The sequence below is a fragment of the Liquorilactobacillus sicerae genome, assembly GCF_029916425.1.
Lineage (GTDB): Bacteria > Bacillota > Bacilli > Lactobacillales > Lactobacillaceae > Liquorilactobacillus > Liquorilactobacillus sicerae.
Genome location: NZ_JAHAVQ010000001.1, coordinates 172,735 through 197,398, shown reverse-complemented (window position 1 = coordinate 197,398; position 24,664 = coordinate 172,735). Strand labels below are relative to the sequence as shown.

The following is a 24,664-nucleotide window of genomic DNA, read 5'->3' as shown; positions in this document are numbered from 1 at the left end:
TTAATCGTAATACTGAATCAAAAACTTTTTGATCCGTCGCTGATATTCAGCTGGATCGATCCAGTAGCTTTCAGCATGCGTTGCATTTTGGACGATCCATAATTCTTTGGGAGCACTGGTTGCCCGAAAGTTTTCCAAAGACATCTCACTGGGAACAAATTTATCCTTTTCCCCATGAATAAAAAAAATTGGCAGTTTGTTTTTCCTTAATTGCTCAACTGAAGATACATCGCCTAAATAATAGCCTAAACGATGATGATTGATCGTGCTGACAAGTGGATAAAGCGGATATTTGGGCAAATGATATTGCTCTTTCAACAAATAAGTCATCTCACGATCAATACTCGAATAACCACAATCAGCAATTAAGCACTTAACTTGTGGTGGCAATTTTTCACCACTCAGCATTTCGACGGTTGCTGCCCCCATGCTAACGCCAAATAAAACGATACAAGTCGAATCTCCCAGACGATTAATCACTTTATTGATCCATTTGAGATAATCTAAACGATCCAGCCAGCCAAAACTAATATACTTGCCCGCACTTTCCCCATGGGCTCGATCATCAGGCAGTAAAACATTAAAACCCAAATCATAGAACATTTTTGCGTAATTTGACATCGTTTCACCATTACCCTTATACCCGTGGGAGATAATCACCGCCCGGGTTGAAGGTTTCGGTGCTGGAATAAAATAAGCAGACATTTGTTCATCTTCACCTGCCAAAGTAAAAGTCCAGTGTTCCTTATTGACCCGTTTGAACCACGCAACAAACGACCAATATTGATTGGCATATTTCTGCTTTTCTTGGGATGTTTCCGGTACATAGTTGACCCTTTTAAAAGCAATCTTAAATAGATACTCACTCGCCAAATATGACAGGGCTCCTGCCCCAATGAACGTTCCAAAGAAAAATTTCTTTTTTTCCAACTCTGAAGTCGATCCCTTCTAAATCCGTTTAAACAAATTATATTCCTAAAATGCTGCTTATGTATAGAAAAAACTGCGGCTTGAGCAAGCTGCAGTTTTAATTAACCGGGTTAAATTATTATTTATTTAAACGCGCATTAAGTTTTTGGCTAAGTTCTTCAAAACCCGGGCGATTCAACAATGCAAACATATTATGCTTATATGCTTCAACACCTGGCTGATTAAATGGATTGATACCATTCAGATAGCCAGAAACAGCTACAGCTGCTTCAAAGAAGTAAATCAAATAGCCAAGTGTATATTCACTGCGATTTGGAATGTTAACAATCATGTTTGGCACATTGCCATCAGTGTGAGCCAAAACAACTCCTTGAAAGGCCTTAGTATTAACAAAGTCCATTGACTTACCTTCCAAATACTTCAAACCATCTAAATTTTCGGCTTCTTTAGGAATCTTAACATCGTGGTTGGGCTTAGCAACTTTAATGACCGTTTCCATTAAATTCCGCCGACCCTCTTGGATATACTGTCCTAATGAATGCAAGTCAGTTGAAAAGTTAGCTGAAGATGGGTAAACGCCCTTTTGATCTTTGCCTTCTGATTCACCCATTAATTGTTTCCACCATTCACCAAAATATTGCAAGGTTGGTTCATAGTTTTCCAAAATTTCAGTTGTATAACCTTTACGATAAAGGATGTTCCGCAAAGCAGCATATTGATAAGCCTCATTCTTCTTCAGATCTGAATCTGCATAAGCTTCCCGAGCATCAGCTGCACCTTGCATTAATTTATCAATATCAGCGCCAGAAACAGCGATCGGCAAAAGCCCAACTGGAGTTAAAACAGAAAAGCGGCCACCAACATCATCGGGAATTACAAAAGTTTCATAGCCTTCAGCATCAGCTTCGGTTTTTAATGCACCTTTAGCCCGGTCGGTTGTGGCATAGACCCGTTCTTTAGCTCCCTCTTTGCCATATTTAGCAATTAACTTTTCCTTGAAAATTCTAAAAGCAATTGAAGGTTCAGTAGTTGTTCCTGATTTAGAAATAACATTAACTGAAAAATCACGATCACCAATTAAATCTAACAAATCATAAACATAGGAAGAACTGATCGAATTACCTGCAAAGAAAATCTGCGGAGCGTTCCGTTTTTCCGCTGGCAAAAGGTTAAAGAAAGTATGCTGCAAGAATTCAATTGCTGCCCGCGCACCCAAATATGAGCCGCCAATTCCAATAACAACTAAAACCTCAGAATCAGACTGAATCTTTTTAGCTGCTTTTTTAATTTGCTCAAATTCTGTTTTGTCATAATCAACTGGCAAATTCAAAAAACCACGAAAATCATTGCCGGCACCAGTACCTTCGCGCAATTCATTATCAGCAGCACTAACCAAGGCCTGCATTTCGTTTAATTCATTAGGATGGACAAATTTAGTTAAATTGGAACTATCAAAAGAAATATGAGCCATTAAGAATCTCTCCTTTACATTTTATTACTAATGACATTATACAATTTTAAATTCTGTTTGTAAGCCCTTTTTAACGATAAATTATGAATAATACTTAAAATCACTTAAAATCAAGTATTATTAAGCTCTGACTTTGACTAACAAATCAAACCAGTTTGCAAATAATTGTCGACAATCAGCTAACCATTGACCCTTGATCTGCTGATTCTGGGAATCAAGAAAATAATTTTTCGGCGGAATTATTTGCTTCCCTAATTTTAAATCACGTCGATACTCGTCAGCCAACATGGTTAATTGATATTCAGGATGACCGGTAATAAACAGTTGTTGCTGATCACTAGTTTCACAGATTGCTGGTCCAACTTGTGGCGAACCAGCTAAAATCCTTAAATCACTCTTACTAAAATCAAGCGAACAATTCGTAGTATAGCGTGAAAAAGGCAGTTGCATCGTCCGGTTTAATTTTTTAAACAGCGGATGGGTTTGCTGAAAATCAATCGCATAAATACCGAAAATTTTATTTTTTACAGGATATTTTTTGATTTGGCCTAAAATATACATTCCGGCTTGAGCAGCCCAGCAAAGCGAAAGGACACGCGAACAATGGACTTGTGACCAGCTATAAATCTGGCAAAGTTCCAACCAGTAATCTACTTTTTCAAAAGCTAATTTTTCAACAGCCGCGCCCGTAATGATCAGGCCATCGAAATATTGATCTTGAATTTCTGGAAAGCTTTGGTAGCCAGCGATATCCACCATTGACTTTTGATTTTTAAAATGATGAGTCGCTGGGTAACAAAAAGTCGGCAAAATTTGATAGGAGCTTTTTTTAAAGAAGACATTTAAATTAGCTTGCGTTTTGGCCTTATCAGGCATTAAGTTTAAAACTAGAATTTTTAAAATTGGTTTACTATCCATTTTATTTCACCCCAAATCAAAAAACCTCCATGCTAAAATTAGCATGGAGGGACGTTTTTACTCGTGGTACCACCCAGATTTGTCTTGTTCTCACAAACAACACCTCAAAAGTACTCCAAGGAATACTCAGACACGTTATCGGGTGTCACCGGCAGGCAAGCTTGCACTCACCTGCAGCTCCGAGCTCATTTTCTCTTCTCTTAAGGTTCCACCCTTTCACTCTCGGTGGTCGCTAGCTACCCGCTAAAAAGATACTCTTCTCATCAACACTTTATTGCAAATTATGATATGGCATTTTCAATTTAAAGTCAAGTAAAAATTACTTCAACGTTGGTAAGTTACCAGTGTAATGGTTAACTCGTTTAGTCTTGCCAAAAATACAAAGTCCAAGAAACTTTAACTGCTGATCGGTCTTATTTACCAAGGACTGACGATAATCTTCATAAGTTGGCGCATGCTGAGCAGCATCAGTAAATGAAATTACTTCTAATTCATCCTTAGCGATGGATTCTTTTAACCCGCGTAATTGATCACCATTAGCAGCTAAAACCGGAACTGGGATTTTGATTAATCCTGGAAAAGGTTGCTCATCGAGATTTTGGAGATCTTCACCATTGATTTCGGGATGCCTTTTTCCCAGGGCACACCCCAAAATCGACACCGTATTAGCAATCATCCCAATTGGCAATTTATCATCAACAACCATCACACATTTTAAATTCACTACTAATTCCCCCTATGAAATTGTTTTCAAATTTAATGTTAAAAGTATAAAGCTGATTTTCATAATTGTCAAACTGCTTTAAAAATGATTTCATAATTATTCTTTAAATCGGAAGCTCAAATTGACTTGATTTTATAGAATGGTTTAGAATAGAGCGATAGTTACTCTGGAAAGGACGGTTGTTTTAATGCAAAAAATCAAAACCAAACTAAGTACACGCTGGGGATTTTTTGAATTACTAGTGTTTCTTTTTTGGTTAAAGACCGTTGCTGTATATTTGATTGATTTTCGGCTAGGAGTTAGTGGCTTGGTTGGATATGCTACATTATTATTCAATCCATTAGCAACAACTTTATTATTATTTGGAGCAGCACTCTATATCAAAAGAACTGTTCCAGCTTATCTGACCTTGATCATTATTTATTTGGCAAATACCGCTTTATTGTTATTCAATGTCATTTATTATCGTGAATTTACTGATTTTATGACGTTTAATGTGATTTTTGGCTATTCAAGTGTTTCCGAAGGCTTAAGTACTAGCTCCGTGGCGCTTTTAAAACCGCAAGATATCGTCATTGTTGCAGATTTGGTTTTACTAATTTTAGGTTTCATTACTAAAATTATTCGTTTTGATCCGCAGCCAATTCCTAAAAAACAAGCAATTGCATTAACATCTTTTTCAATCTTTTTAATTTTTTTTAATTTAACAATCGCTGAAGCACAGCGACCACAACTATTAACCAGGACCTTCGATCGCAGTTATTTAGTCAAATATCTAGGACTGGATGCTTTTACTTTTTATGATGGTGTAAAAACTGCTAAGAATAGCCAAGTTCGCAGTGAAGCATCTAGCACTGATCTCAATCAAGTCTTAGCTTTTACACGCAAACATTATGCCAAGCCTGATTCCAGTTTATTTGGAATTGCTAAAGGCAAAAATGTGATCGTCATTCATCTTGAAAGCTTTGAACAATTTTTAATCAATTATAAATTAAATGGTCAAGAAGTTACGCCATTTTTAAATAGCCTTTATCACAGCAAATCAACTTATAGTTTTAGTAATTTCTTTAATCAAGTTGGTCAAGGCAAAACTTCAGATGCTGAAAATATGTTGGAAAACAGTGTCTACGGCTTACCTCAAGGTTCATTGTTTTCAGCTCTTGGGACCGATAATACCTTCCAAGCTGCTCCTGCTATTCTAAATCAGCGTGCTGGTTATTCGAGTGCTGTTTTCCATGGCAATAAAGGTTCTTTCTGGAATCGTGATAACGTTTATAAGAATTTTGGTTACCAATATTTTTTTGACTCAAGTTATTTTAATACTTCAGCTAATAACTTAACTGAGTATGGTGTTAAGGATAAATTACTATTTCATGATTCCATTAAGTATTTGGAACATTTACAGCAACCTTTTTACGTTAAATACATTACTGTTACTAATCATTTTCCCTACGACCTGGATAAAAAGAATTCAACCTTTACAGCGGCTAATACTGACGATGACTCTGTCAATAATTATTTCGTAACCGCTCATTACCTTGACCAGGCGATAAAAGAGTTCTTCACTTATCTTAAAAAGTCTGGTCTTTACGATAATTCGATCATTGTGATTTATGGTGATCACTATGGGATTTCTGATTCTCGTAATTTAAAGTTGGCAACACTTTTAGGAAAATCAGCAGCCACCTGGAATGACTTTGATAACATGCAAATGCAGCGAGTACCATTTATGATTCACATTCCCGGCTTAAAATCTGGTGGCGTTCAAACGACTTATGGTGGCGAAATTGATGTATTGCCAACTTTACTGCATCTTTTAGGAATATCCTCCAAACGTTATATCCAGTTTGGTACCGATCTTTTTTCTAAAAATCATGATCAAACAGTGGCCTTTAGAAATGGCAATTTTATTACCCCTAATTACTCATACGTTGACGGTGATATTTACCAAAACAAAACGGGTGAGCAAATTACCCACCCGTCAGCTAAGTTGTCTGCTAAAATCAAAAAGAATAGTCAAAAGGTCAACAAAGAGCTTTCGCTATCAGATAGCTTAAATAACAAGAACCTGTTACGTTATTATGTGCCTAAAGGATTTAAACCAGTCGACCCTAAGAACTATAATTACAAAGACGACTTTGGTCAAGTATTGCAAATTGAAAAAATGCTTAAGCAAAAGTCTACTAGCTTATGGTCAAAAAATGGTGATCATTCGACAATTTCTGATTATACTTCAGATGCACCAGAGATTAAAACAACTGATAACAATGAGAAAAACTTGGAGAGTGCCTACTCATCAGTTGATCAAGCTGCTTCATCTTTATCATCCAGCCAAGCAGCTCAAAGCAGCAAGTAATTATTATCAGTCAAATAAAAAAAGGGTTACTGGAACGACTTTTACAAGCCATTCCAGTAACCTTTTTTATTAACCTTGAACGTCGTCATTAGTTAGATTTTCATCTGGAAAAATTAGAGTAAAAGTCGTTCCTTGATCTGGGTGACTAATAACTTCAACCTTTCCATGATGAAGCTGCATCAATTGCTGAACGATTGCTAAGCCTAAGCCTGATTCACCATATTTGGTATTTTTCCGTGAAGCATCTGCTTTGTAGTATCTCTCCCAAATATTTTTCAGTTGATCTGGCGTCATCCCAATTCCAGTATCACTGATTCGAAAAATAGTACTTTCAAAACCTTTTTCAGCGGAAATCTGAATGTTGCCGTTTTGCGTGAATTGAATTGCATTTTGAGTAATATTAAAAATCACTTGGACAAAGCGATCATAATCGGCAAAAACGTTAAGTTTATCAGGTCCAGTAACTTCAAGCGTGTCTCCAGCCGATTGAGCTTTTTTCTTTAGCTGTGTCTGGATGTTATGCAAAACATGCATAGCTTCAAAAGCCTGCCGTTTAAGCAAAATTTGACCACTCCGAATTTTTTCATAATCAAGATTTTCGTTAACTAGCCGAATTAAGCGCTTTGTTTCATTACGCATCAATTCAATGCTTTTAGCTTTGCTTTCTTCTGGGATCGCATCATAAGCTAAACCTTCCAATAAACCGTTGATTGTCGTCAGTGGTGTCCGCATTTCATGAGCCGCATCAGCCATAAACTGACGACGCCGTTCTTCTTGCCGCTTGATTTCTTTTTCTGATTTCTTCAAAGAAAAAGTCATGCTGTTGAAATCATTGGCCAATTCATCGATTTCATCACGATCTTTATTAGGAATTTGAATATCAAAATTACCACTAGCAACTTGTCTGGTCGCCCCTTGAAGCTGACGAATTCTTTTAGTTGTATAATGCGCAACTAAATAGCTGATGGCAACTCCAATCGCTGCCGAAATCAGCAGCATATAAATCAGACTTCTTTGAATTTTTGCAAAACTTTCCTCAAGGCTTGAGACCTTGGCACCAACAGAAACGACCGCCACCAGATCACCTTGCCGATCAAAACATGGCGCAAGAATATCTGTCATTTTTTGTTGCTGGCGATTGCCCTCTTTGAAATCACCGGGCCCTCTTTTCCAACTAAGATCGTTTTTTCGGCGGATAATATTACCTTTTTTCAGCTTCCGCCAATCTTTTTTAGAAATTGTCGACTGAAATCCCATTGTCTGAGGATAAAGAACTCGATTACAACTGGTATAAATCGTAAAATGAACCTCCTGATTTTGCAACAGCAACTCATAATTCCTTAATTTTTCACTATCTAAAGAGAAAATGACTTTTCCCTTAGAAGTTTGCGTCACACTCATTGCATCAGTTTTTAAACTATAGGCATAGCCTTCAAGCTGATTCCAGGTGTTCTCATAAATTAAAGATTTAGTCAATTGAAAGGAAAAGATTCCCAAAAGTGTCAGCAGTACAACAATAATCGTAAAAAAAGCCAGCATCTGCTGATAAATGAGTTTCATTAGCTTTCAACCTCAGAATCATCAAATTTATAGCCCACACCCCAAACTGTTTGGATTACCTGTGGCCCAACCTGCTCAATTTTTTGGCGCAATTTTTTGATGTGCGCATCAACCGTTCGCTCGTCACCATAAAACTCGTAGTGCCAAACCAGCTGTAATAACTGATCTCGTGAAAAAACTTGGCGTGGCTTTTGAGCCAAAGTCTTCAATAAATCAAATTCTTTAGGGGTTAAATCCGGGATCAGTTTTCCATTTAGATAAGCTTCCCGTGTTTTAGTATTCATTTTGAAGTGATCAGTCACTACATCAAATCTCTGATCTTCATCTGCTATCACTGTACCAGCTTGGTGAGCAGTTAATGCTGCCCGACGATGCAACGCCTTAATTCGAGCAATTAAGGTAATTGGGCTAAAAGGCTTGACTACATAATCATCAGCTCCCATTTCTAAACCCAAAACCTGATCGCTTTCCGAATCCCGGGCTGTTAAAATAATAATCGGGACAGTACTTGAAATCGCACGAATTTCAGCATTTACCTGCATACCATCCTTTCCAGGTAGGTTCAAATCAAGGGTGATCATATCCCATCCATTTGGATCTGCTTTAAATTTTTCCATTGCTTCGATTCCATCATAAGCATAGACTACATTCCAATGTTCTTTTTGAAAAAACATCGACATCATCTCGGCTACCGATTTATTATCTTCAATCATCAATAATTTCAATCTGCTCCACGTCCTTTAAAAGTTCCTACACCTCAACACTTGACTATCATAACGCAAATTTGCAACTTTTCTTTGAATTTTCAGTAAAAAAATCTGGCTGTGAAACTAATTCTTAATTACTTAACAAAAGCTTGAGACATCTTTGCCCCAAGCTTCTTAAAAAAATATTAAATGGAGATGGCGGGGCTCGAACCCGCGTCCAAGCATATTGCCATTCGAATATCTACGTCCATAGTCATGTTATTTAAATTTCATCACTGATCACGCCACATGGCCTGGCTAACATCAGCGACTAACCTGTTAATCCTCTTTCAGTTACCTCAGATGGTGCCAACTGACGCAAGTCCATTATTGTAGGACCCAGCACTAGTACATGGACAATACTAGGTGGATCTACGCTACTGCGCTTAGGCAGCTAAAGCGTAAGAGTTGTTATTATTTTTTGCAGTTATATTTAACTGAGCGTCTTTACGTCACGCAACTACGAGACGCAATTCGAACTCAACCTATACCTGTCGAATCCAAAACATCCCCATGACTTTATTTTACCATGAGCAAAATCAAAAACCAACTAATTTAAATTTTTAATAAACAACAACTGCTTCTTTTTGACTCAGATTATTATAAACATTAGCCATAACATTGCTTGGCGTATTGACACAGCCACCAGATCCATTATTTAAGTAAGCATCACTTGCCCAATTTGTTCGCCAGCTAGCATCATGAAAGCCACAGCCACTGCTGGTAAATTGAGCCCAGTAATTGACATTAACTGAGTAATTAGCGTTGCCAGCTTCACTGCCTTTTAACACGGACGGTGATTGTTTATACATAATGTACCAGAGTCCCTTAGGCGTATCTTCACCAGTGCTATGTTTGCCTGTCACAACATTGGTAGAAACGACCTCTTGTCCATTTTTATAAATCCACAAATGCTGTTGCGAAATTGAAACTTCGGCATAGCTATCACCAATACCATTATTGCTCAAACCATAGCCCGTTCCATAAGTCAAGTAGCCAACACCATAAATATCTTGCTTAGCTTCCAGTGATTTTTTACCTTTCAACAAAGCCTGTTCAATATGTTCAACTGCCTGCTCAGATTTTAGTGCCCACCCATATGAACCGCCATCAGCAATTTGAACTGTATTGCCATCATGAGTTTTAAATGAAATACCTTTTTGGAGAGTGGCATCTTGTTGATTGATCTTGGCAATTTCATCAGTAAGGTTGGTTGATTCAATTTTATACTTACCATTTGCATAAGTTACTCGCTGAAGATTACTTTTAGTTGAAAAGTTGTATTTATTATTTTGAACTTGATATTCAACTGATCGCTTGCTTATTTGTTCAAGTTTTCTTTTTTCATGCTGAACTCGTTGACTTTTTGCCTTGACTGGTTGTAAATAAACGGCTGTCAATTTAACTTTAGGTAAAAATTGTTGCTGACGATATTGTTTCAATAACGCCTGCAGATTATACTTATTGCCGGCTTTAGCTTGGATAATTTTGATTTTACCACCAGTTAAAACTGCATACGCATCTTTCGGAGACTTGCGTTGTCGATTCTCTTGAATTAATTTTGCTTTGAGCGTAGCAGTTGTTTTGGTGCCTTCATGTTTAGCAACTTCTGACGGTTCAATTAAAAAGCTCTGCTGCTTAGAACTTGGAAAAAAGGTCCATTGACGTTTGATCAATTGCTTAACTTGTGGTAAATCCTTATCAGTAAAATCGGAACCGGAACGATGATACTGATAAATCAATTTGTTCTTCAAATAAATCTTCTGTGAAACAGATTTCTTCTGGAGTCGTTTCAATGTCTGTTTGGCATTTAAACCGCCAACGTTGATTCCATTAATAACGACATTTTGATTAAAATGATTGTAACGATAATAGCCGATACCGCCAATCAATCCAATCAAAATTACCACAATTATGCCAATTAATTTTTTTCTCTTAATGACTCTCACCTCATTATTAAACTAAAAACATCTGAGTCTACCAGAATTAGAATAACATAAATCAGTCAAAAAATTAATCCTTCAAATCCTTTTACTCAATAAATGCTAAAACTACAAAGTTTAAAATAAAGAGCCCGGTACAAATTACCAACATTGGGTGAACTTCGGAAAACTTTCTTTTTGCCAGTTTGACAGCTAAATAAAAAATAAAGCCAGCCGCAATCCCGTAAGAAATCGAGTAACAAAGTGCCATAAAAACTGAGGAAAAAAAAGCTGGAATTGCATCTTCTAAATTAGTCCAGTCAATATTTTTGAAAGACCCCATCATCATGATTCCAACAATAATCAATGCTGGTGCTGTTGCTGCATCAGGGATGATTGCAATTACTGGAGCTAACAAACTGCTTAATAAAAACATGCCAGCAGCTGTCAAACTAGTCAAACCAGTCCGTCCACCTACCCCAATCCCTGAAGCACTTTCAACAAAAGTCGTGACATTAGAAGTTCCAAAGATTGCTGCCACAACTGAACCAATTGCGTCTGAAAACAAAGAGCGATCCATTTTTGACTTAAAACCATGTCCATTAAAAAATTCTTTCTCATCCTGTTTTGAAAAAATTCCAGTCCGTTTCCCAGTTCCAATAAAAGTTCCAATCGTATCAAAAATATCACTGAGACTAAATGCAAAAATCGTCATTAAAGCCAACAAAAACCGACCTGGATCTTGAAATAGTGAACCCATTCCTTGCTGACTAAATGCTGCACCAAAGGTTGTACCAAGTTGCTGAAAAGCCATTGGTAAAGAATTACTGCTAATTGCCGATACCTGGGTAACTCCCATAGGGATCCCTAACAAAGTAGTTGCAACAACTCCAATCAAAATTGCTCCTTTAACCCTTTTGATCACCAAAAAAGCTGTAATTATTAACCCAATCAGCGCTAGAATTGGTGCTGGTTGGTTAAAAATAATCAAAGAGGGCGTGACGCCACCATTAGATACAATTGACTTAACACCATTTTTAAAATGCGTTAAATCAGCGTGGTAGGTCGTACCATTAATTGAAACAATTCCAGCTTGATCGGTAATAAATTTCAAAAAGCCTGCATTTTTTATACCAATATAAGCAACAAAAATACCAATTCCGCCACCGATTGCATGCTGCAAAACCTCTGGGATTGCTTTAATAATCAGCCGCCGAATCTTAGTGATCGTAATCGTGACATTAATCAATCCGCAAAGGAAAACCAAGGCTAAAGCTTGCTGCCAAGAGAATCCTAATTGTAAAACAACAGTATAAGCAAAAAAAGTTGCTAGTCCTAAACCTGGTGCTTGCACATATGGGACATTTGCAAACAACGCCATGATTAAAGTACTAACAACTGAAGCTAAAATTGTTGCCAAGAAAATTGCTTGCGTTGGCATCCCAGTTGAGCCTAAGATACTCGGGGCTACAAACAAAATATAAGCCATTGCAAAGAAGGTCGTTAATCCTGCTAAAACTTCAGTACTAACGTTTGTCTTATTTTCCTCAAGTTTGAAGAACTTTTTCATAATCGCTTCTCTCTCCTCTAAAAAAGAATAATTACATTATAGGGCAACTGAAAAGCTCTTTAAAAAAAGATAAGACAATTCTAATGAAGCTTCTAGGTAAAAATTAATTATTGAAAGCCGGTCGAATCACCATTACCGAGCAAGGAGCATTTTGAGCTAAATAACTGGCCTGTGAGCCAATAAAAATCTTTTGGCGACTGTTAACGGATTTCGTTTTCGATCCACAAATCAAAACGTCTGGTCTAAATGTTGGAATTACATCATTAACGATCGTTGCTGCCGGTTTACCTTCACGAATGAAAGCCTTAACTTTCTCAATCCCGACGTCATGAGCTTTAGCAATATATAGTTTTAAAGTTGCTTCCAAATTCTGACGAATTGCAGTTCGCTTTTCTGGACTCAAAGCTTCAAAAACATTTAAATCTTCAAGTTCCAGTACGGTAACGATTCCTAAAGTAGCCCGATTAGTCTTAGCCATGCTCAAAGCATACTTAAAAGCTGCAAGCGATGAATCAGAGTCATCTTCATCGACTGCTACCAAAATTTGGCTGAAGGGTCGATCTACCAATTCAAAGTTTAAATCTACATCATGTCTTTTCATTTTTGTTTCCTCTTTTCACCATTTGACGGGGCTCCATAAACGTCCGTCCAATTCGCCTTGTAACTGTTCGATCCTTTTTTGTTGTTCTTGCACCAATTGCGCTAACCCGCGATAAAAAGCCCGCTGCTGATACTCTGAACTGTTTTTAGCTAATATTTCAAGTTGCTGCAAGACCCATTCGTTATTTTCCATTTAAGCTATCATCTTCTCTAAAGTTATGAACCATTTGCGCCAGTTCTGCCAATTCTGCTTGATTCTCCGTCACTTGCTGTTTAATCAAGTTTAATCGTTGTTGTAAGCGTGAATCCTTACTCTGACCAATTAATTCTGTTAATTTTTGCAAAAACCAGCTTTCCTGCATTTCAAAATTTTGTGGCTGCGGTAATTCAAGAAATTGTTGATAAGCCAATAGTAATTGTTGACGTTGGAGTTGCGTTTGATAAGCAAAACGCTCAATCAAAAAAGGTGGCAATAACTGCATTTGGAAATGCTTGGCCAAGGCAGCAAAAGGACTAAGCAATTCTGCAAACGAATATCCGACACGTTCTCCTAATTGAAATTCACTAGCTGCATGACTGAAACTAACGACTACCCCCAACTCTTTACCACGTAAATTAAAACCAGAACTTTCTGGCAGGACATCATCCAGCCATTTTTTCAAAAGAGCCGGTGCACTATACCAGTAGAGGGGAAACTGCAAAATAATTCTTTGCTGCGTCATGAGTAAATTTCTTTCATCATTAATTTTAAAAACTGGCTTAGAAGCTAATTCATGCCAAGTAATATTTTTTAGTAAGCTGGCACTGATTTTCAAAAACTCTTGTGTTTCCGAATTTCTTGGCTGGGGATGCCCAACAATAATTAATGTTTTCAATCTTGTTTCACCTTCATCTGATCCATGGTCTGATTCAACAAGTGATCAACAAAAACATTGCCTTGCTCATCTGCATGACCTTTTGTCCAGCTAAAATGTAACTGGGGGAACTTTGCTAAAATTTTGGCTAGTTTTTGCCATAGTTCTTGATTAGCAACTGGTTGGCCTGCAACAGTCTTCCAACCCCTTTTTTGCCAATTATTTAACCAATGTTGCGTAATAGCATTTAAGACATATCGGGAATCTAAGGTTGCAACGATTGACTTTTGCTGCCAATTTTGTTTCAGTAAAAAGCTCAACGCCTGATACAAGGCCATGATCTCCATTCGATTATTAGTTGCCCCAAACTCACCGGCAGAATCAGCATACTGCTGGTGCGCAAATTTGATTAAATACGCCCAAGCTGCTACATCGTCAGCCTTTACATGTTGATTTAACCGGTTCCCATGATTTCGCGAACCACCATCCGTCCAAATTCTAATTTCTGCATTTTGCAAGTCATTACCTGTTTGTGATTGAGTAAGAACTGATTTTTTTTCTACTGACCAAACTGGATTTTTCAACCATATTTGAGCGGCTGTCAAATCATTAAATCCCTTAAAACGTGCTTGAGGAAAATTGTGAACCTCTTGTTGGCAAGCCGCCCAAGTCGGATAAATTCCGGGATGACGTCCATGAGCGACAACGTAATATTTAAATGCGATCACTGCCACTTCCCTTCAGATTACTTAGTTTGATTTTAACTAATTAAAAAGCTTTCAGCAATTTATAAATAACTATACACTGCAAAAAACATCAAAATTGTTCCTGCTAATACCATTATATGCCAATAAACATGCGAATACTTTAATTTGCAAATACTATAAATCATTGCTCCAAAAGTAAAACACAGGCCGCCACCCAAAAGCAAGCTAAAACCCCATTTGCCTAAAGATTGCCAGAGTTGTTGAAAGCCGACTAAACACAACCAGCCCAAAACTACATAGATTGTGGTTTCGATCCACTGAAATTTGACTGGCAAAATTAAGTGCAAGCCAATTCCAGCTAATGACAGAATCCAAATAGCTAACAGTAAACGTGGACCTAAGTTTTTATCCATGCCCAATAAGCAAAATGGTGTATAGGTGCCCGCAATTAAAATAAAAATACTAGTATGATCTAATAAGCGAAAAATTCGATTGGCTCTAGTGAAGTATAGTGAATGAAAAAGCGTCGATGAAAGGTACAAAATAATCAGTGCGCTTCCATAAATTAAGAATGGCCCCAATTGGTGCGGATGGTGTGCTCCTTTGATAGTTAAAAGAATCAGTGCAACGATACTTAAAATTATCCCAATTCCATGAGTTATACTACTCCAAACTTCATTAATAATTTGTTCTTTCCTATTGAGCATTTGACTTCCCTCAAATCTATTTAATTGTAAATATAATATAACATAGTTTACAAGTCTAGATAATCTAAATAATGTATTCATAACATTTTTTTTAAAGTTTAGCTTATCTAATATTATGCTATAATCTAATTAAATACTTTAAAACAAGTGAGGCTAGAATTTTGGAAAATAATCAGTTTGAAATTCAAATTGCTGAACTAGGTAGGGCCAAACTGCCATTATGGAAAGAGTTTCCAGATTTCGAACTTTATATGGACCAACTAGTTAACTTAGGAAATCGTTATTTACAGTTTCTACAGGAAACTGAAATTACTCCTTCTATGATTAATAGTTACGTCAAAAAAGGTTTAATGCACCGGCCAAATAAAAAAAGGTATAATACTGCTAATGTTGCTGAGTTAGTAGCAATCAGTTTATTAAAATCAATTTATTCGCTAGATGCTATCAAAAAAGGCTTGCAGGATGCAACTAGTCAAGCCTCAATTGAAGATGCCTATGATTATTTTGCTACTTCATTTAATCAAACTCTAAATGAAATCACCAATAAATGTTTCACTTTTAAATTTGATACCCAAAAAGATCCACTCTTGTTGACAGAACAATTTTCAATCCATGCTGTTATCTATAAAATAATTGGTGAAAAATTAATTGATCTGTTAGCTCAAGATAAAAATCATTAAAAAGCCTCGGCTTAATTTAAAAAACAAGTTCAATTTTTTACTTACAGCTAGATTTAATAATAAATTTTTCCCAATTGTTGCAAATATTTTTGATTCTTTTCAAAGCCAAATTTTTTTGTCGATTTGCTGATGATTATCGCTAGCAGTGACTTCCCAGCCATATTGTTAAGCGTTCCCTTCGTATCAACTAATCGATCATTCCTTAGAATAAAGGTTACTCCTTGAGCTATACGCAAATCTTCGAAATTGTTACATATGCCAGTACAATAAAAAATCTAGCAGAGCCAATACCCTTAAAAAACGATCGAACCGGTCAAAGGAATACGCCATTTGGTACAATACGCATGAACATTCCATCGGCAATTGCCCGCAAAAAATCAACAATAATTTCCCGCGTTCATCGATAGCAGTGGCACCTAAGACAAAAAGTACACAAAAAAAAATGGAAAGTATACTACTATCACTCAGTGAAACAAAAACATTCATCGAAATATGATTGACCAAATACCACTATGTTTAACTTTGTGCGCAGTTTAAACATAGTGTCCGATGCTTTACTATGTGTATAATGAAATCAATATATTCACCTAAATGAAGCAAGTTGCCAACGATCAAGTCCAAATAATTACGATCGTTAGCATAACTGATAATAAAGGAGCTGAAACTAACATGCAGGCTTATTCTTCTTGCATTCATCAAATTATTCATTGGTTAACCGATACCCAACAGGACCAGATGATTTACCAATAAGAACTGCTCTAAAAACAATCTAAACAATTAGGCTAGCGTTTAAAATTTCTAGAAATTTTAAATTCAGTTTGACATCAAAAGAAAATTCGAGTACTATGTAATAGTTGATTGCTAATAAACAACGTTATTTATTGGGCATTCGCCAAATTGGTAAGGCAGCGGACTCTGAATCCGCAATGTACTGGTTCGAGCCCAGTATGCCCAATTATAGGTTTATAAATGCTATTAAATCTTCTCAAATGTTGATTTAATAGCATTTTTGTTTGCGTAGTTTTCTATATTTTCATTAATTCTAGTTCTTCAGTGCACATGAAGTATACGTGAAAATAGATTATTGGTTAGCATCTTAATTATGCAATTAGCTATTTAAAAATTAGTAATTCAGGTACTCAACCATATTTTAAATATTAATAAATTCCGTCCTCTAGCCAATTTAAGTGACAAAATTCTTTCATCAATATTTACAGATGAAAAATCATGTTACTTTCTGGATTAAGAAAGATAAAGCCAGCTAGTCCAAAATTTTTTTTAACTGATTAGTTAAGGCAGATTTTTGACTTCCCATCAATTGGTAAAAGAATGGTTTTAGTTGATCAGCATTAGCAACATACCGCACCTGACTGTTATCAAGCGCAATTTTTATGATTGACTCAGTTTCTTTGGTCGTCCAACTTTTTATTTTCTCCATGTTTGCAATAATTTTGTATGTTCGCGCAAACGAACGACTATCTTCTAAAGCAAGAATCAAATTAGTCTTACTTCGCTCTTCAGCCAACTCCCGACTATCACTCGCAATTACTTCATTTTGACAGCAATAATATTTTCTTTCCAATTGCTCGTTTTTAGCGGTTCGTTCAATAATGGCTTTCACTAAACCACTAAACAATCTAATGTTTGGTTTGGAGTGTAATCGGCTGGCGCAAAATATTTAATTCTTTCGTCACGCATCATTTTATATACTTTACTTTTATCGTTGCTTTTTGCATCATAAACTCCAATCGAATATCCACCCCGGGAATTAACTAGTTTCATGCAAGGAACATCAGTATCGCTGTCACCAATATAAATCATGTTTCTAAATGGAACCTTCAACTGAGCTGGTGAAAAATGATCATTTACACGCTGATCATTCATATCCAGCAGACCTTTTTCAATTCGAAAAAGAAATTGTGTCTTATTCGTATAATTAACCGCTTGTGCTGGCCAAATTGCAACATCATTCTGATCAAATAAAAACGAACTGGCAAAAATTTTTTTAAACTTTCCACCAACCTTAGATCCCTCGATCATCTCTTTTAAACCAGATGAAATAATATAATGTTCAACATTAACGCCAACTTTATCACCATAGTCTTGAATTCGATCAAACCATGCTTCAACTCCGGGAAATAGTTTAACTTGAGATCCATACTTCATTAAAGCCTGACGGGTAAATAAAGTCTTTCCCACTGACTTTTTTTTCATTTCATACATCCAAGCCAAGTTTTGATCCATTTCCGCTTGTTTAGCAAGATTATTTGATTCATTCCAAAAAGATTTAATATCATACCCAACTGACTGAATAAATCCTTGTGCTTGCATATCATCTGGTGACAACGTTTTATCAAAATCATAACATATCGCTACAACTGGTTGTTCTCTTCCTTTATTCAAAATTCAACCCCTCGATCTAAATTCAAATTATAAACACTTGACTTAATTTATAATTACGCATTTTCAGTTTTAAATTTCCAAAGGCAACCTTCTTAAACTTGAAAAACTTCAAATTAACCTAACACTGAATAAAAAAATAATTATTATGTCACTTTGAAATTTGCACAAAATGGCTTCGCTAAATTGCCAATCAAATGATCTAATTAGCAATGAATTTAAAAAAACTGAGGTCAAAAATTAATTTGCCTCAGTTTTAAATAACTGCTCTAAACTATGAATTTAAGTAATACTGAATATGACTTTTTAAATACTGCAAGAGCTCAGCCTCATTTTGAAACTCATGCGGGCCCTTTTGACCATGCAGACGCAAGGAAATCTTACTGATTTTGATTCGACCAGTCCATGTATAGGTATGCTCAACAATAAAACGATTATTGAGCTTATTTCTACCAAATTTTAGCACGTATACCTTTTCTGGAACAATCAGCGGATTGACGTGCTCTTTTTCATAATTAATGTGACTCGCCTGCAAAAAATTTTTTGTTTTTCGTAGCATGTCATCCCTCCTCACCTTCAAAATCCATTACTAAAACTTTCAAACCTTAACTTCATTACTAACATTATAAACATCAATAGTCTAAGTAGCAATCGTTTTAATCGCAAAAAAAAGTCCACCTCCACAGATGGACAAGCAATAATATCTTCATCACCCGTACGGGGATCGAACCCGTAACTCCGCCTTGAGAGGGCGACGTCTTAACCAATTTGACCAACGGGCAAAATACTCTTATTATTATACATCAATAAAAAAATTTGTCAATTTTATTTCTGAATGATCGTCAAATATTGCAGCCAAACACACACTCCAAAAATAAATAAACAGTAAATAACCCCACCGACAATTACTAGTTCAAATCCACGCCAGGCAATAAACGGTCGTGAAATCATAAAAATTAATGTTAAAATTGACCATTTTAGCAGTTTTAAGTACCATTGTTTCAATTCTTTTTGCATAATTTTTCCTTAATTACCGCTTGAATTTCTGTGTTAATTCATTAATAATTGAAAACTTTCGATCATAAAAGTTAACAACAATTTGAGCAACTGTCACAGTGACAATCGCAAATGTTCCACCAATTTGGCTAAACTTTCCTCGTGGAAAGCTAATACTACCGGGATTCAAAAATAAACACCCCTGCTGATATTCAACTTTCAACTGATGAGTATGTCCAAAAAAACAAAAAGTAGCTTGATTTTTTTGGGCAGTGGCAATTAATTCTTTCATGCCAAAATTCACATAGTAATGATGACCATGGGTAAAAAAAACCTGACCAACTGAAGTAGTTAAAAGTTGCTCATTAACAAAATTACCAGGAAAATCACAATTACCTTCCACCACTTGATATCGTCTGCAAAGTGGATCGGATTTTTTCAACCGTGAATCACCGCAATGAATCATTAAATCAACTTGATTTTGATATTTTTCAGCTATTTTGGTCAAGATTTCTCGATCAGAATGATTATCACTAACGACTAAAAAACGCTTTGGTTGTAATTTATTCATCTTATTCCCACCAATCATCAAATTTTTCAGCTAGCTGGTTGATCGCTTGACCACGATGACTAACTTGATTCTTTTCAGCTACACTCATTTGGGCAAAAGTCTTATAAAACTTTGGCAGATAAAAAAGTGGGTCATAACCAAAGCCATCATTACCAGCAGGTTGTTGCAAAATATATCCTTTAACTTCACCTTCAACGATCAGTGGCTGACGATTGGGGCTAGTTACAGCTAGTGTCGTATGAAAAACAGCATCTCTTTTTTCATTTGGAACATTTGCCAACTTAGTTAAAAGTTTTTGATTATTAGCTGCATCATCATGATCGCCAGCGTAACGGGCCGAGAAGACACCTGGTTCGTCATTCAATGCACGGACCATTAATCCAGAATCATCAGCCAAAGTAGTTGTTTGTAATTCTTTTGTTAAAGTATTAGCTTTGATCAGCGCATTTTCTGTAAAAGTCTGACCATTTTCAATAATTTGTGGCGGATTTTCTAAATCGTTCAAAGTTATAATTTTAAAACCTCGTGGTTCAAAAAACGATCGAAACTCCCGTGCCTTGCCTTGATTTTTTGTTGCAATTAATATTTCTTTCAAATTCACTCTTCCAATCTAATTAGCTTTCTTGATGATTATACGTGAAATTAAGTATTTTTTTCAAGTTACCCAAAACTTTAACAATTCTTTTAACCGTCAAGCTCATCTTCAAGGTATAATAAGTTTATAGATTATAGTTTAGAGGAGATCGTCATGGACGCAAATGATTATCAAAATTTGGTAGAAAAAAAGGACCTAGCAACTTTAGTCGGCTATGAAACATTGCGTGATCTTTTACTACCAGAATTATTAGGGGATAATCCAGACATTTTATATTGGGCTGGTAAAAAATTAGCACGCAAATTTAATTTAGCAAAAGATGAAGATCTGCCAATCTTCTTTCATCAAGCTGGTTGGGGAAAACTTGAACGACTTAAAGCCCATCAACAAAAACAACTCTTCAAGGTTTCTGGCCCAATCATCGCTTTACGCTTGAAAAAAAATGCTGAGTTTCAGTTAGAAGCTGGGTTTTTGGCTGAAACAATTCAAAATCAACTAGGATTTGTCGCTGAGGCGATCATCAAAGATCAAGACTTACGGCATGGATCGGTGACAATTCTTGTTCAGCAGGATCCAGAAGATCCGATTGATTTAGCTCTTATTCCTAATAAGTCAACCTTACATCTTACAGAAAATGAAGCTCAAAAATAAGAAAAGCGATCCAAAGTTATGCCTGACTCGCATTAACCTGGATCGTTTTTGATTTTTTAGAGATATTGTTCCAGTTTTGCCTGGATTTGTTCTTTAGGATGATATCCAATTAAGGTATCGACAACTTGACCATCTTTTTTGATCAGTAAAGTTGGAATGCTCATGATGCCAAACTCACTTGCAACTTTGGTGTTTTGATCAACATCAACCTTACCAAAAGAAACCTTGTCACCTATTTCCTCATCAAGTTGTTCAACAACTGGGCTCTGCATCCGGCAAGGACCGCACCAAGTTGCCCAAAAGTCAGTTAGGCTAACACCTTTACTGGTTGCTGTTTCAAATGTATCATCAGTTAATTCTTTTACCATGATTTTCCCCTCCACTAATTGTTTGTAAGTAAATAATATCAGATTTTTTTTAAAACTCAATCTTTCTGCTTAAATTTATTTCAACTCAACAATGGTTGCTCCATCACCACCAGCATTGGCCGGAGCAAATTTAAAGCTTTTCACTCGCCGGTTTGTCTGCAAAAACTGCGTGATCCCTTCGCGTAAAGCACCAGTTCCTTTGCCATGAATAATGGTTACTGAAGCATAACCTGCCAGCAGTGCCGAGTCTAAATAGTGATCTACTGTTGTCATAGCAGTTTCGTATCTTTGACCACGTAAATCAAGCACCGGAGAAACGTGCACCTGCCTGCTAGACTTAAATGATGAACGAATCCGAACTTTTTCTGGCTTAATTTTTATTTTCTCTAAATTACCCTCAGCAATTTTCATTTTCAAACTGCCAAGCTGAACTTCCCATTCATGTTGGTCGGTTTTTTCCAACAAAGTTCCTTGCTGATCATAAGGTTTGACCAAGACATCGTCGCCAGGCTTTAATTGCTGATCCAATTTGGCTTTACGTAAAACGCGATTTTTACTTAATAATGGTTGATGTAATTCATTCATTTTCGTTTTAGCAGTAATCAGCTGATTTTCTTTAATCGGTGCGCCAGCATTTAACTTCATCTGCCGCAACTCACTGATCAGTTCATCGGAACGCTGACTAGCCTGATCAATAATTTGATTAGCTTGTACTTTAGCTTGTTCAAGTAAATGCTCTTTTTGCTTTTCAAATTTATTAAAGGCAACTTGCAAATCATGATGTAGTTCTTGCCCTTCAGTTAAATATTTGGTTAAGCGGGCGTCTTCTTCTTCAACTTGCTGGCGCTTTTTGACTAAATCTTGAATCATCTGATTTAGGTCCTGACTTTGATTTGAAGTCAGCTGCCGGGCAGCCGCAATAATTTCTGCTGGCAATCCTAGTCTTTGTGAAATTTCAAAAGCATTACTTTGACCAGGTATTCCGATCAACAAACGATATGTCGGTTGTAATGTCTGGCTATCAAATTCCATACTAGCATTGATTGTTGATAATCTCTCATAGCCATATGCCTTCAACTCTGGATAATGGGTTGTGGCTACTACATAGCTACCGAGCGCCGCTAATGCATCCAAAATTGCTACCGCTAAAGCTGCACCCTCTTGAGGATCGGTTCCTGCTCCCAATTCATCTAGCAAGACAAGTGAGCTTTGATCACAGTTATTTAAAATTTCAACAATATTAGTCAGATGTGCCGAAAAAGTACTTAAATTTTGTTCAATTGATTGTTCATCACCAATATCTGCAAAGATCTCTTCAAAAACACCAATTTGACTGCCTTCAAAGGCTGGAATAAACAAACCTGATTGCCCCATTAACTGAATCAATCCCAGAGTTTTTAAAGTAATCGTCTTGCCACCAGTATTCGGTCCGGTAATAACCATCGTCTGGTAATCCTGCCCAAGCATAATATCATTTCGAATGACTTTTTTTTCATTCAATAATGGATGCCAGGTTTGCCGCAAATAAACTTGATTGTCAGCTGAGAGTCGTGGATTAGTGGCTTTTAGCTGTTGAGCATATTTAGCCTTGGCATTGGCAAAATCAAACTCTCCAAGTAAATCGACATTTGCAGCAATCTCTTTGGTATAAGGTGCTAAACTAGCCGACAAAGCTGCTAAAATCCGCTGAATTTCTTCACGTTCATTGGCTTGCCGCTCTCTTAAGCGATTATTTAAATCCAATGCAGCTGCAGGCTCAATAAATAAAGTCTGCCCAGAAGCACTTTGATCATGAACCACACCACCAAAATGCGCCCGATATTCTTGCTTAACAGGGATCACATAACGATCATCACGAATCGTAATGACTGGTTCTGTTAAATACTTAGCTGATTTACCTCTGATCAATATATTTAACTGACTACGCAACTGCAACCGTAATTGGCGCATTGAACGCCTGATCGCTGCTAATTTTTCCGAAGCATCATCAGTTAAATGACCATCCTCTTCAAGAGAACGCAGCAACTGCTTGGTTAATTGCGGAAAAACCTGTAACTGATCAGCCAAAGCATTTAGTGAATGTAATTCAACTTCCTCGACAGCCAATTGATCAAAAAATCTTTTAACCTCAGCCGTTGAACGTAAGACTTTGGCAACTTCAGCTAATTCTTTTCCATTCAGTGCTGCATTGATTTTTAACCTTTTTAACTGCAAATGTACATCAGCTAATTTGGGTAATGGAATACCACCTTTTAAACGTAAAATATCAGCCGCGTCTTGCGTCCGATTCAAATCAAGCTGTACTTGTTGGTAATTTGAACTAGGATACAAATTTGTCAACAAATTTTGCCCAGCTGGAGTTACTAGATATTGCGCCACCTGTTGTTTGATTTTATCGTATTCAAGCGTCGTTAAAACTTTTGTATTCACTTTTATCCCCTCTCAAGAAAAAGTCAGTTTGTCCAAAATCAGTGGTATTTGCTTCAAAATCAACTGAGCCAGCCATGATTCGTTAATTGCTGTTTGTAATGCCGTACTTGGCCAAAAATTAATAACTTTTAAACTTATATAAACTAATAAAATAGCAATCATTAAGGCAATAAGGCCGCCAGCAAAAGCGTTCAGTCCGTGAACTAATGGCAGTTTAGTCAACCAGCCAAACAAATTTGCTAAGCGCTTAAGGATAGTAAATCCAATCATACTTATCAATAAGTAACAGAGCCAGTAGCTAAAATGAGCTGAAATCAAATCTGGCTTGCCAATTACTATTAGAAAGTTTTCAACCAAATTGCTGAGTTTTCCAGCCAAGCTTTGCGCAAGTATCAAGATTACAATTAATCCCAAAAATCTGATCAGCATTTGCAGCAGCCCCCAACGCGAGCCCTTCAAATAAGCAACGATTAAAGTTATGATAATCAAAACGGTCACAATCATTTACTCACCTGCTTTGTCATTTGACGATTGCTGGTCATGCGGTTGCTGATATTTTAATAATTCTGATTGCTTATACAATTGATCAGAAACTGCATTGATTGCCAGCAAAATTGCTGCTTTTTCGTTACTAATGTTTGGCATTAACCGCTTGATTTCTTTTAACTGTTGGTTAACGATCTTAACGACTGCTGTTAGATGTTCATCACTGCTATTACCAACGATTACATAGCTTTTACCATTGATTTGGGCCTTAAAGCGCTTTTTGCCCTCTGACATAAAACCTCCCCTTCCATTCAAAACAATTTTAGCATACCCTTTTGAATATTAGTCAATATCTGAAAACGTCTTAATAAAAATAAAAGACCGCAACAAAACTTTCGCCTTGCTACGGTCCCAAAATTTAA

Annotated in this window: 24 protein-coding genes, 2 tRNA genes, 1 other RNA gene and 1 pseudogene; 4 read left to right on the top strand and 24 right to left on the bottom strand. The window is 36.6% G+C overall.

Annotated features, from left to right (window positions below; translation table 11 throughout):
• The 4 genes from KH893_RS01020 to KH893_RS01005 form a co-directional block, all read right to left on the bottom strand.
• Nucleotides 1–930: an alpha/beta hydrolase gene (locus KH893_RS01020; RefSeq protein ID WP_281164306.1), complete on the bottom strand. Its 930-nt coding sequence runs from the start codon at nucleotides 928–930 to the stop codon at nucleotides 1–3.
• 118 nt (nucleotides 931–1,048) lie between these two features.
• The gene (locus tag KH893_RS01015) at nucleotides 1,049–2,401 is read right to left on the bottom strand and encodes a glucose-6-phosphate isomerase (protein WP_281164305.1); all 1,353 of its coding nucleotides are present in this window, start codon (nucleotides 2,399–2,401) and stop codon (nucleotides 1,049–1,051) included.
• 120 nt (nucleotides 2,402–2,521) lie between these two features.
• A complete protein-coding gene (locus KH893_RS01010; RefSeq protein ID WP_281164304.1) occupies nucleotides 2,522–3,319 on the bottom strand; it encodes a homoserine O-acetyltransferase/O-succinyltransferase family protein in 798 nt (265 codons plus the stop codon).
• A 319-nt stretch (nucleotides 3,320–3,638) separates the two neighbouring features.
• Nucleotides 3,639–4,043, bottom strand: coding sequence for a DUF2000 domain-containing protein (locus KH893_RS01005; protein WP_281164303.1), 405 nt, complete (start codon nucleotides 4,041–4,043; stop codon nucleotides 3,639–3,641).
• 187 nt (nucleotides 4,044–4,230) lie between these two features.
• Between KH893_RS01005 and KH893_RS01000 the strand changes: the two genes are divergently transcribed.
• Entirely contained in the window at nucleotides 4,231–6,399 is a 2,169-nt protein-coding gene (locus tag KH893_RS01000; RefSeq protein ID WP_281164302.1) for an LTA synthase family protein, read from the top strand.
• A gap of 69 nt (nucleotides 6,400–6,468) precedes the next feature.
• Here KH893_RS01000 and KH893_RS00995 read toward each other — a convergent pair whose 3' ends face one another.
• The 10 genes from KH893_RS00995 to trhA all read right to left on the bottom strand — a co-directional run bounded on the left by KH893_RS00995 (nucleotide 6,469) and on the right by trhA (nucleotide 15,065).
• On the bottom strand, nucleotides 6,469–7,959 hold the full coding sequence (locus KH893_RS00995; protein ID WP_281164301.1) for a sensor histidine kinase: 1,491 nt from the start codon (nucleotides 7,957–7,959) through the stop codon (nucleotides 6,469–6,471).
• The gene (locus KH893_RS00990) at nucleotides 7,959–8,684 is read right to left on the bottom strand and encodes a response regulator transcription factor (RefSeq protein WP_281164300.1); all 726 of its coding nucleotides are present in this window, start codon (nucleotides 8,682–8,684) and stop codon (nucleotides 7,959–7,961) included. Before KH893_RS00990 ends, KH893_RS00995 begins: the two co-directional genes overlap by 1 nt.
• A gap of 169 nt (nucleotides 8,685–8,853) precedes the next feature.
• Nucleotides 8,854–9,218, bottom strand: a transfer-messenger RNA (tmRNA) gene (ssrA, locus tag KH893_RS00985).
• A gap of 50 nt (nucleotides 9,219–9,268) precedes the next feature.
• The gene (locus tag KH893_RS00980) at nucleotides 9,269–10,615 is read right to left on the bottom strand and encodes a L,D-transpeptidase family protein (protein WP_281164299.1); all 1,347 of its coding nucleotides are present in this window, start codon (nucleotides 10,613–10,615) and stop codon (nucleotides 9,269–9,271) included.
• 121 nt (nucleotides 10,616–10,736) lie between these two features.
• Nucleotides 10,737–12,197, bottom strand: coding sequence for an NCS2 family permease (locus KH893_RS00975; RefSeq protein ID WP_281164298.1), 1,461 nt, complete (start codon nucleotides 12,195–12,197; stop codon nucleotides 10,737–10,739).
• A 103-nt stretch (nucleotides 12,198–12,300) separates the two neighbouring features.
• Nucleotides 12,301–12,798 (bottom strand): universal stress protein, encoded by a 498-nt coding sequence (locus KH893_RS00970; RefSeq protein ID WP_281164297.1) that lies wholly within the window; start codon nucleotides 12,796–12,798, stop codon nucleotides 12,301–12,303.
• 15 nt (nucleotides 12,799–12,813) lie between these two features.
• Nucleotides 12,814–12,990 carry a hypothetical protein gene (locus KH893_RS00965; RefSeq protein ID WP_281164296.1) on the bottom strand — a complete coding sequence of 59 codons (177 nt, stop codon included), beginning with the start codon at nucleotides 12,988–12,990 and terminating at the stop codon, nucleotides 12,814–12,816.
• Entirely contained in the window at nucleotides 12,980–13,672 is a 693-nt protein-coding gene (locus tag KH893_RS00960; protein ID WP_281164295.1) for an NAD(P)H-dependent oxidoreductase, read from the bottom strand. The genes KH893_RS00965 and KH893_RS00960 overlap by 11 nt, the downstream gene beginning before the upstream one ends.
• Nucleotides 13,669–14,376, bottom strand: a complete 708-nt coding sequence (locus KH893_RS00955; RefSeq protein ID WP_281164351.1) for a ribonuclease H family protein — start codon at nucleotides 14,374–14,376, stop codon at nucleotides 13,669–13,671. The genes KH893_RS00960 and KH893_RS00955 overlap by 4 nt, the downstream gene beginning before the upstream one ends.
• A 62-nt stretch (nucleotides 14,377–14,438) precedes the next feature.
• Complete coding sequence (trhA, locus tag KH893_RS00950; protein WP_281164294.1) at nucleotides 14,439–15,065, bottom strand: PAQR family membrane homeostasis protein TrhA; 627 nt, start codon at nucleotides 15,063–15,065, stop codon at nucleotides 14,439–14,441.
• 161 nt (nucleotides 15,066–15,226) lie between these two features.
• Between trhA and KH893_RS00945 the strand changes: the two genes are divergently transcribed.
• Complete coding sequence (locus KH893_RS00945) at nucleotides 15,227–15,745, top strand: DUF1836 domain-containing protein (RefSeq protein WP_281164293.1); 519 nt, start codon at nucleotides 15,227–15,229, stop codon at nucleotides 15,743–15,745.
• 882 nt (nucleotides 15,746–16,627) lie between these two features.
• A tRNA-Gln gene (locus KH893_RS00940) sits at nucleotides 16,628–16,700 on the top strand.
• 306 nt (nucleotides 16,701–17,006) lie between these two features.
• On the opposite strand, the pseudogene KH893_RS00930 reads toward KH893_RS00940, so the two are convergent.
• The 6 genes and pseudogenes from KH893_RS00930 to KH893_RS00905 all read right to left on the bottom strand — a co-directional run bounded on the left by KH893_RS00930 (nucleotide 17,007) and on the right by KH893_RS00905 (nucleotide 20,307).
• A pseudogene (locus tag KH893_RS00930) lies at nucleotides 17,007–18,151 on the bottom strand (HAD family hydrolase).
• Nucleotides 18,152–18,419: 268 nt separating this feature from the next.
• Nucleotides 18,420–18,704 (bottom strand): hypothetical protein, encoded by a 285-nt coding sequence (locus KH893_RS00925; RefSeq protein ID WP_281164290.1) that lies wholly within the window; start codon nucleotides 18,702–18,704, stop codon nucleotides 18,420–18,422.
• 150 nt (nucleotides 18,705–18,854) lie between these two features.
• Nucleotides 18,855–18,927: transfer RNA gene (locus KH893_RS00920), tRNA-Glu, on the bottom strand.
• Nucleotides 18,928–18,970: 43 nt separating this feature from the next.
• The gene (locus KH893_RS00915) at nucleotides 18,971–19,162 is read right to left on the bottom strand and encodes a hypothetical protein (protein WP_281164289.1); all 192 of its coding nucleotides are present in this window, start codon (nucleotides 19,160–19,162) and stop codon (nucleotides 18,971–18,973) included.
• A 13-nt stretch (nucleotides 19,163–19,175) separates the two neighbouring features.
• On the bottom strand, nucleotides 19,176–19,712 hold the full coding sequence (locus tag KH893_RS00910; protein ID WP_281164288.1) for a metallophosphoesterase: 537 nt from the start codon (nucleotides 19,710–19,712) through the stop codon (nucleotides 19,176–19,178).
• 1 nt (nucleotide 19,713) lies between these two features.
• Nucleotides 19,714–20,307: an XTP/dITP diphosphatase gene (locus KH893_RS00905; RefSeq protein WP_281164287.1), complete on the bottom strand. Its 594-nt coding sequence runs from the start codon at nucleotides 20,305–20,307 to the stop codon at nucleotides 19,714–19,716.
• 153 nt (nucleotides 20,308–20,460) lie between these two features.
• On the opposite strand from KH893_RS00905, the gene KH893_RS00900 reads away from it, so the two are divergent.
• The gene (locus KH893_RS00900; protein WP_281164286.1) at nucleotides 20,461–20,958 is read left to right on the top strand and encodes a YslB family protein; all 498 of its coding nucleotides are present in this window, start codon (nucleotides 20,461–20,463) and stop codon (nucleotides 20,956–20,958) included.
• Between the two features lie 56 nt (nucleotides 20,959–21,014).
• Here KH893_RS00900 and trxA read toward each other — a convergent pair whose 3' ends face one another.
• The 4 genes from trxA to KH893_RS00880 all read right to left on the bottom strand — a co-directional run bounded on the left by trxA (nucleotide 21,015) and on the right by KH893_RS00880 (nucleotide 24,536).
• The gene (gene trxA / locus KH893_RS00895; protein ID WP_281164285.1) at nucleotides 21,015–21,326 is read right to left on the bottom strand and encodes a thioredoxin; all 312 of its coding nucleotides are present in this window, start codon (nucleotides 21,324–21,326) and stop codon (nucleotides 21,015–21,017) included.
• Between the two features lie 75 nt (nucleotides 21,327–21,401).
• Nucleotides 21,402–23,756, bottom strand: coding sequence for an endonuclease MutS2 (locus KH893_RS00890; protein ID WP_281164284.1), 2,355 nt, complete (start codon nucleotides 23,754–23,756; stop codon nucleotides 21,402–21,404).
• A gap of 12 nt (nucleotides 23,757–23,768) precedes the next feature.
• Entirely contained in the window at nucleotides 23,769–24,260 is a 492-nt protein-coding gene (locus KH893_RS00885) for a CvpA family protein (protein WP_281164283.1), read from the bottom strand.
• The gene (locus KH893_RS00880) at nucleotides 24,261–24,536 is read right to left on the bottom strand and encodes a cell division protein ZapA (RefSeq protein WP_281164282.1); all 276 of its coding nucleotides are present in this window, start codon (nucleotides 24,534–24,536) and stop codon (nucleotides 24,261–24,263) included.
• Nucleotides 24,537–24,664: the final 128 nt, after the last annotated feature.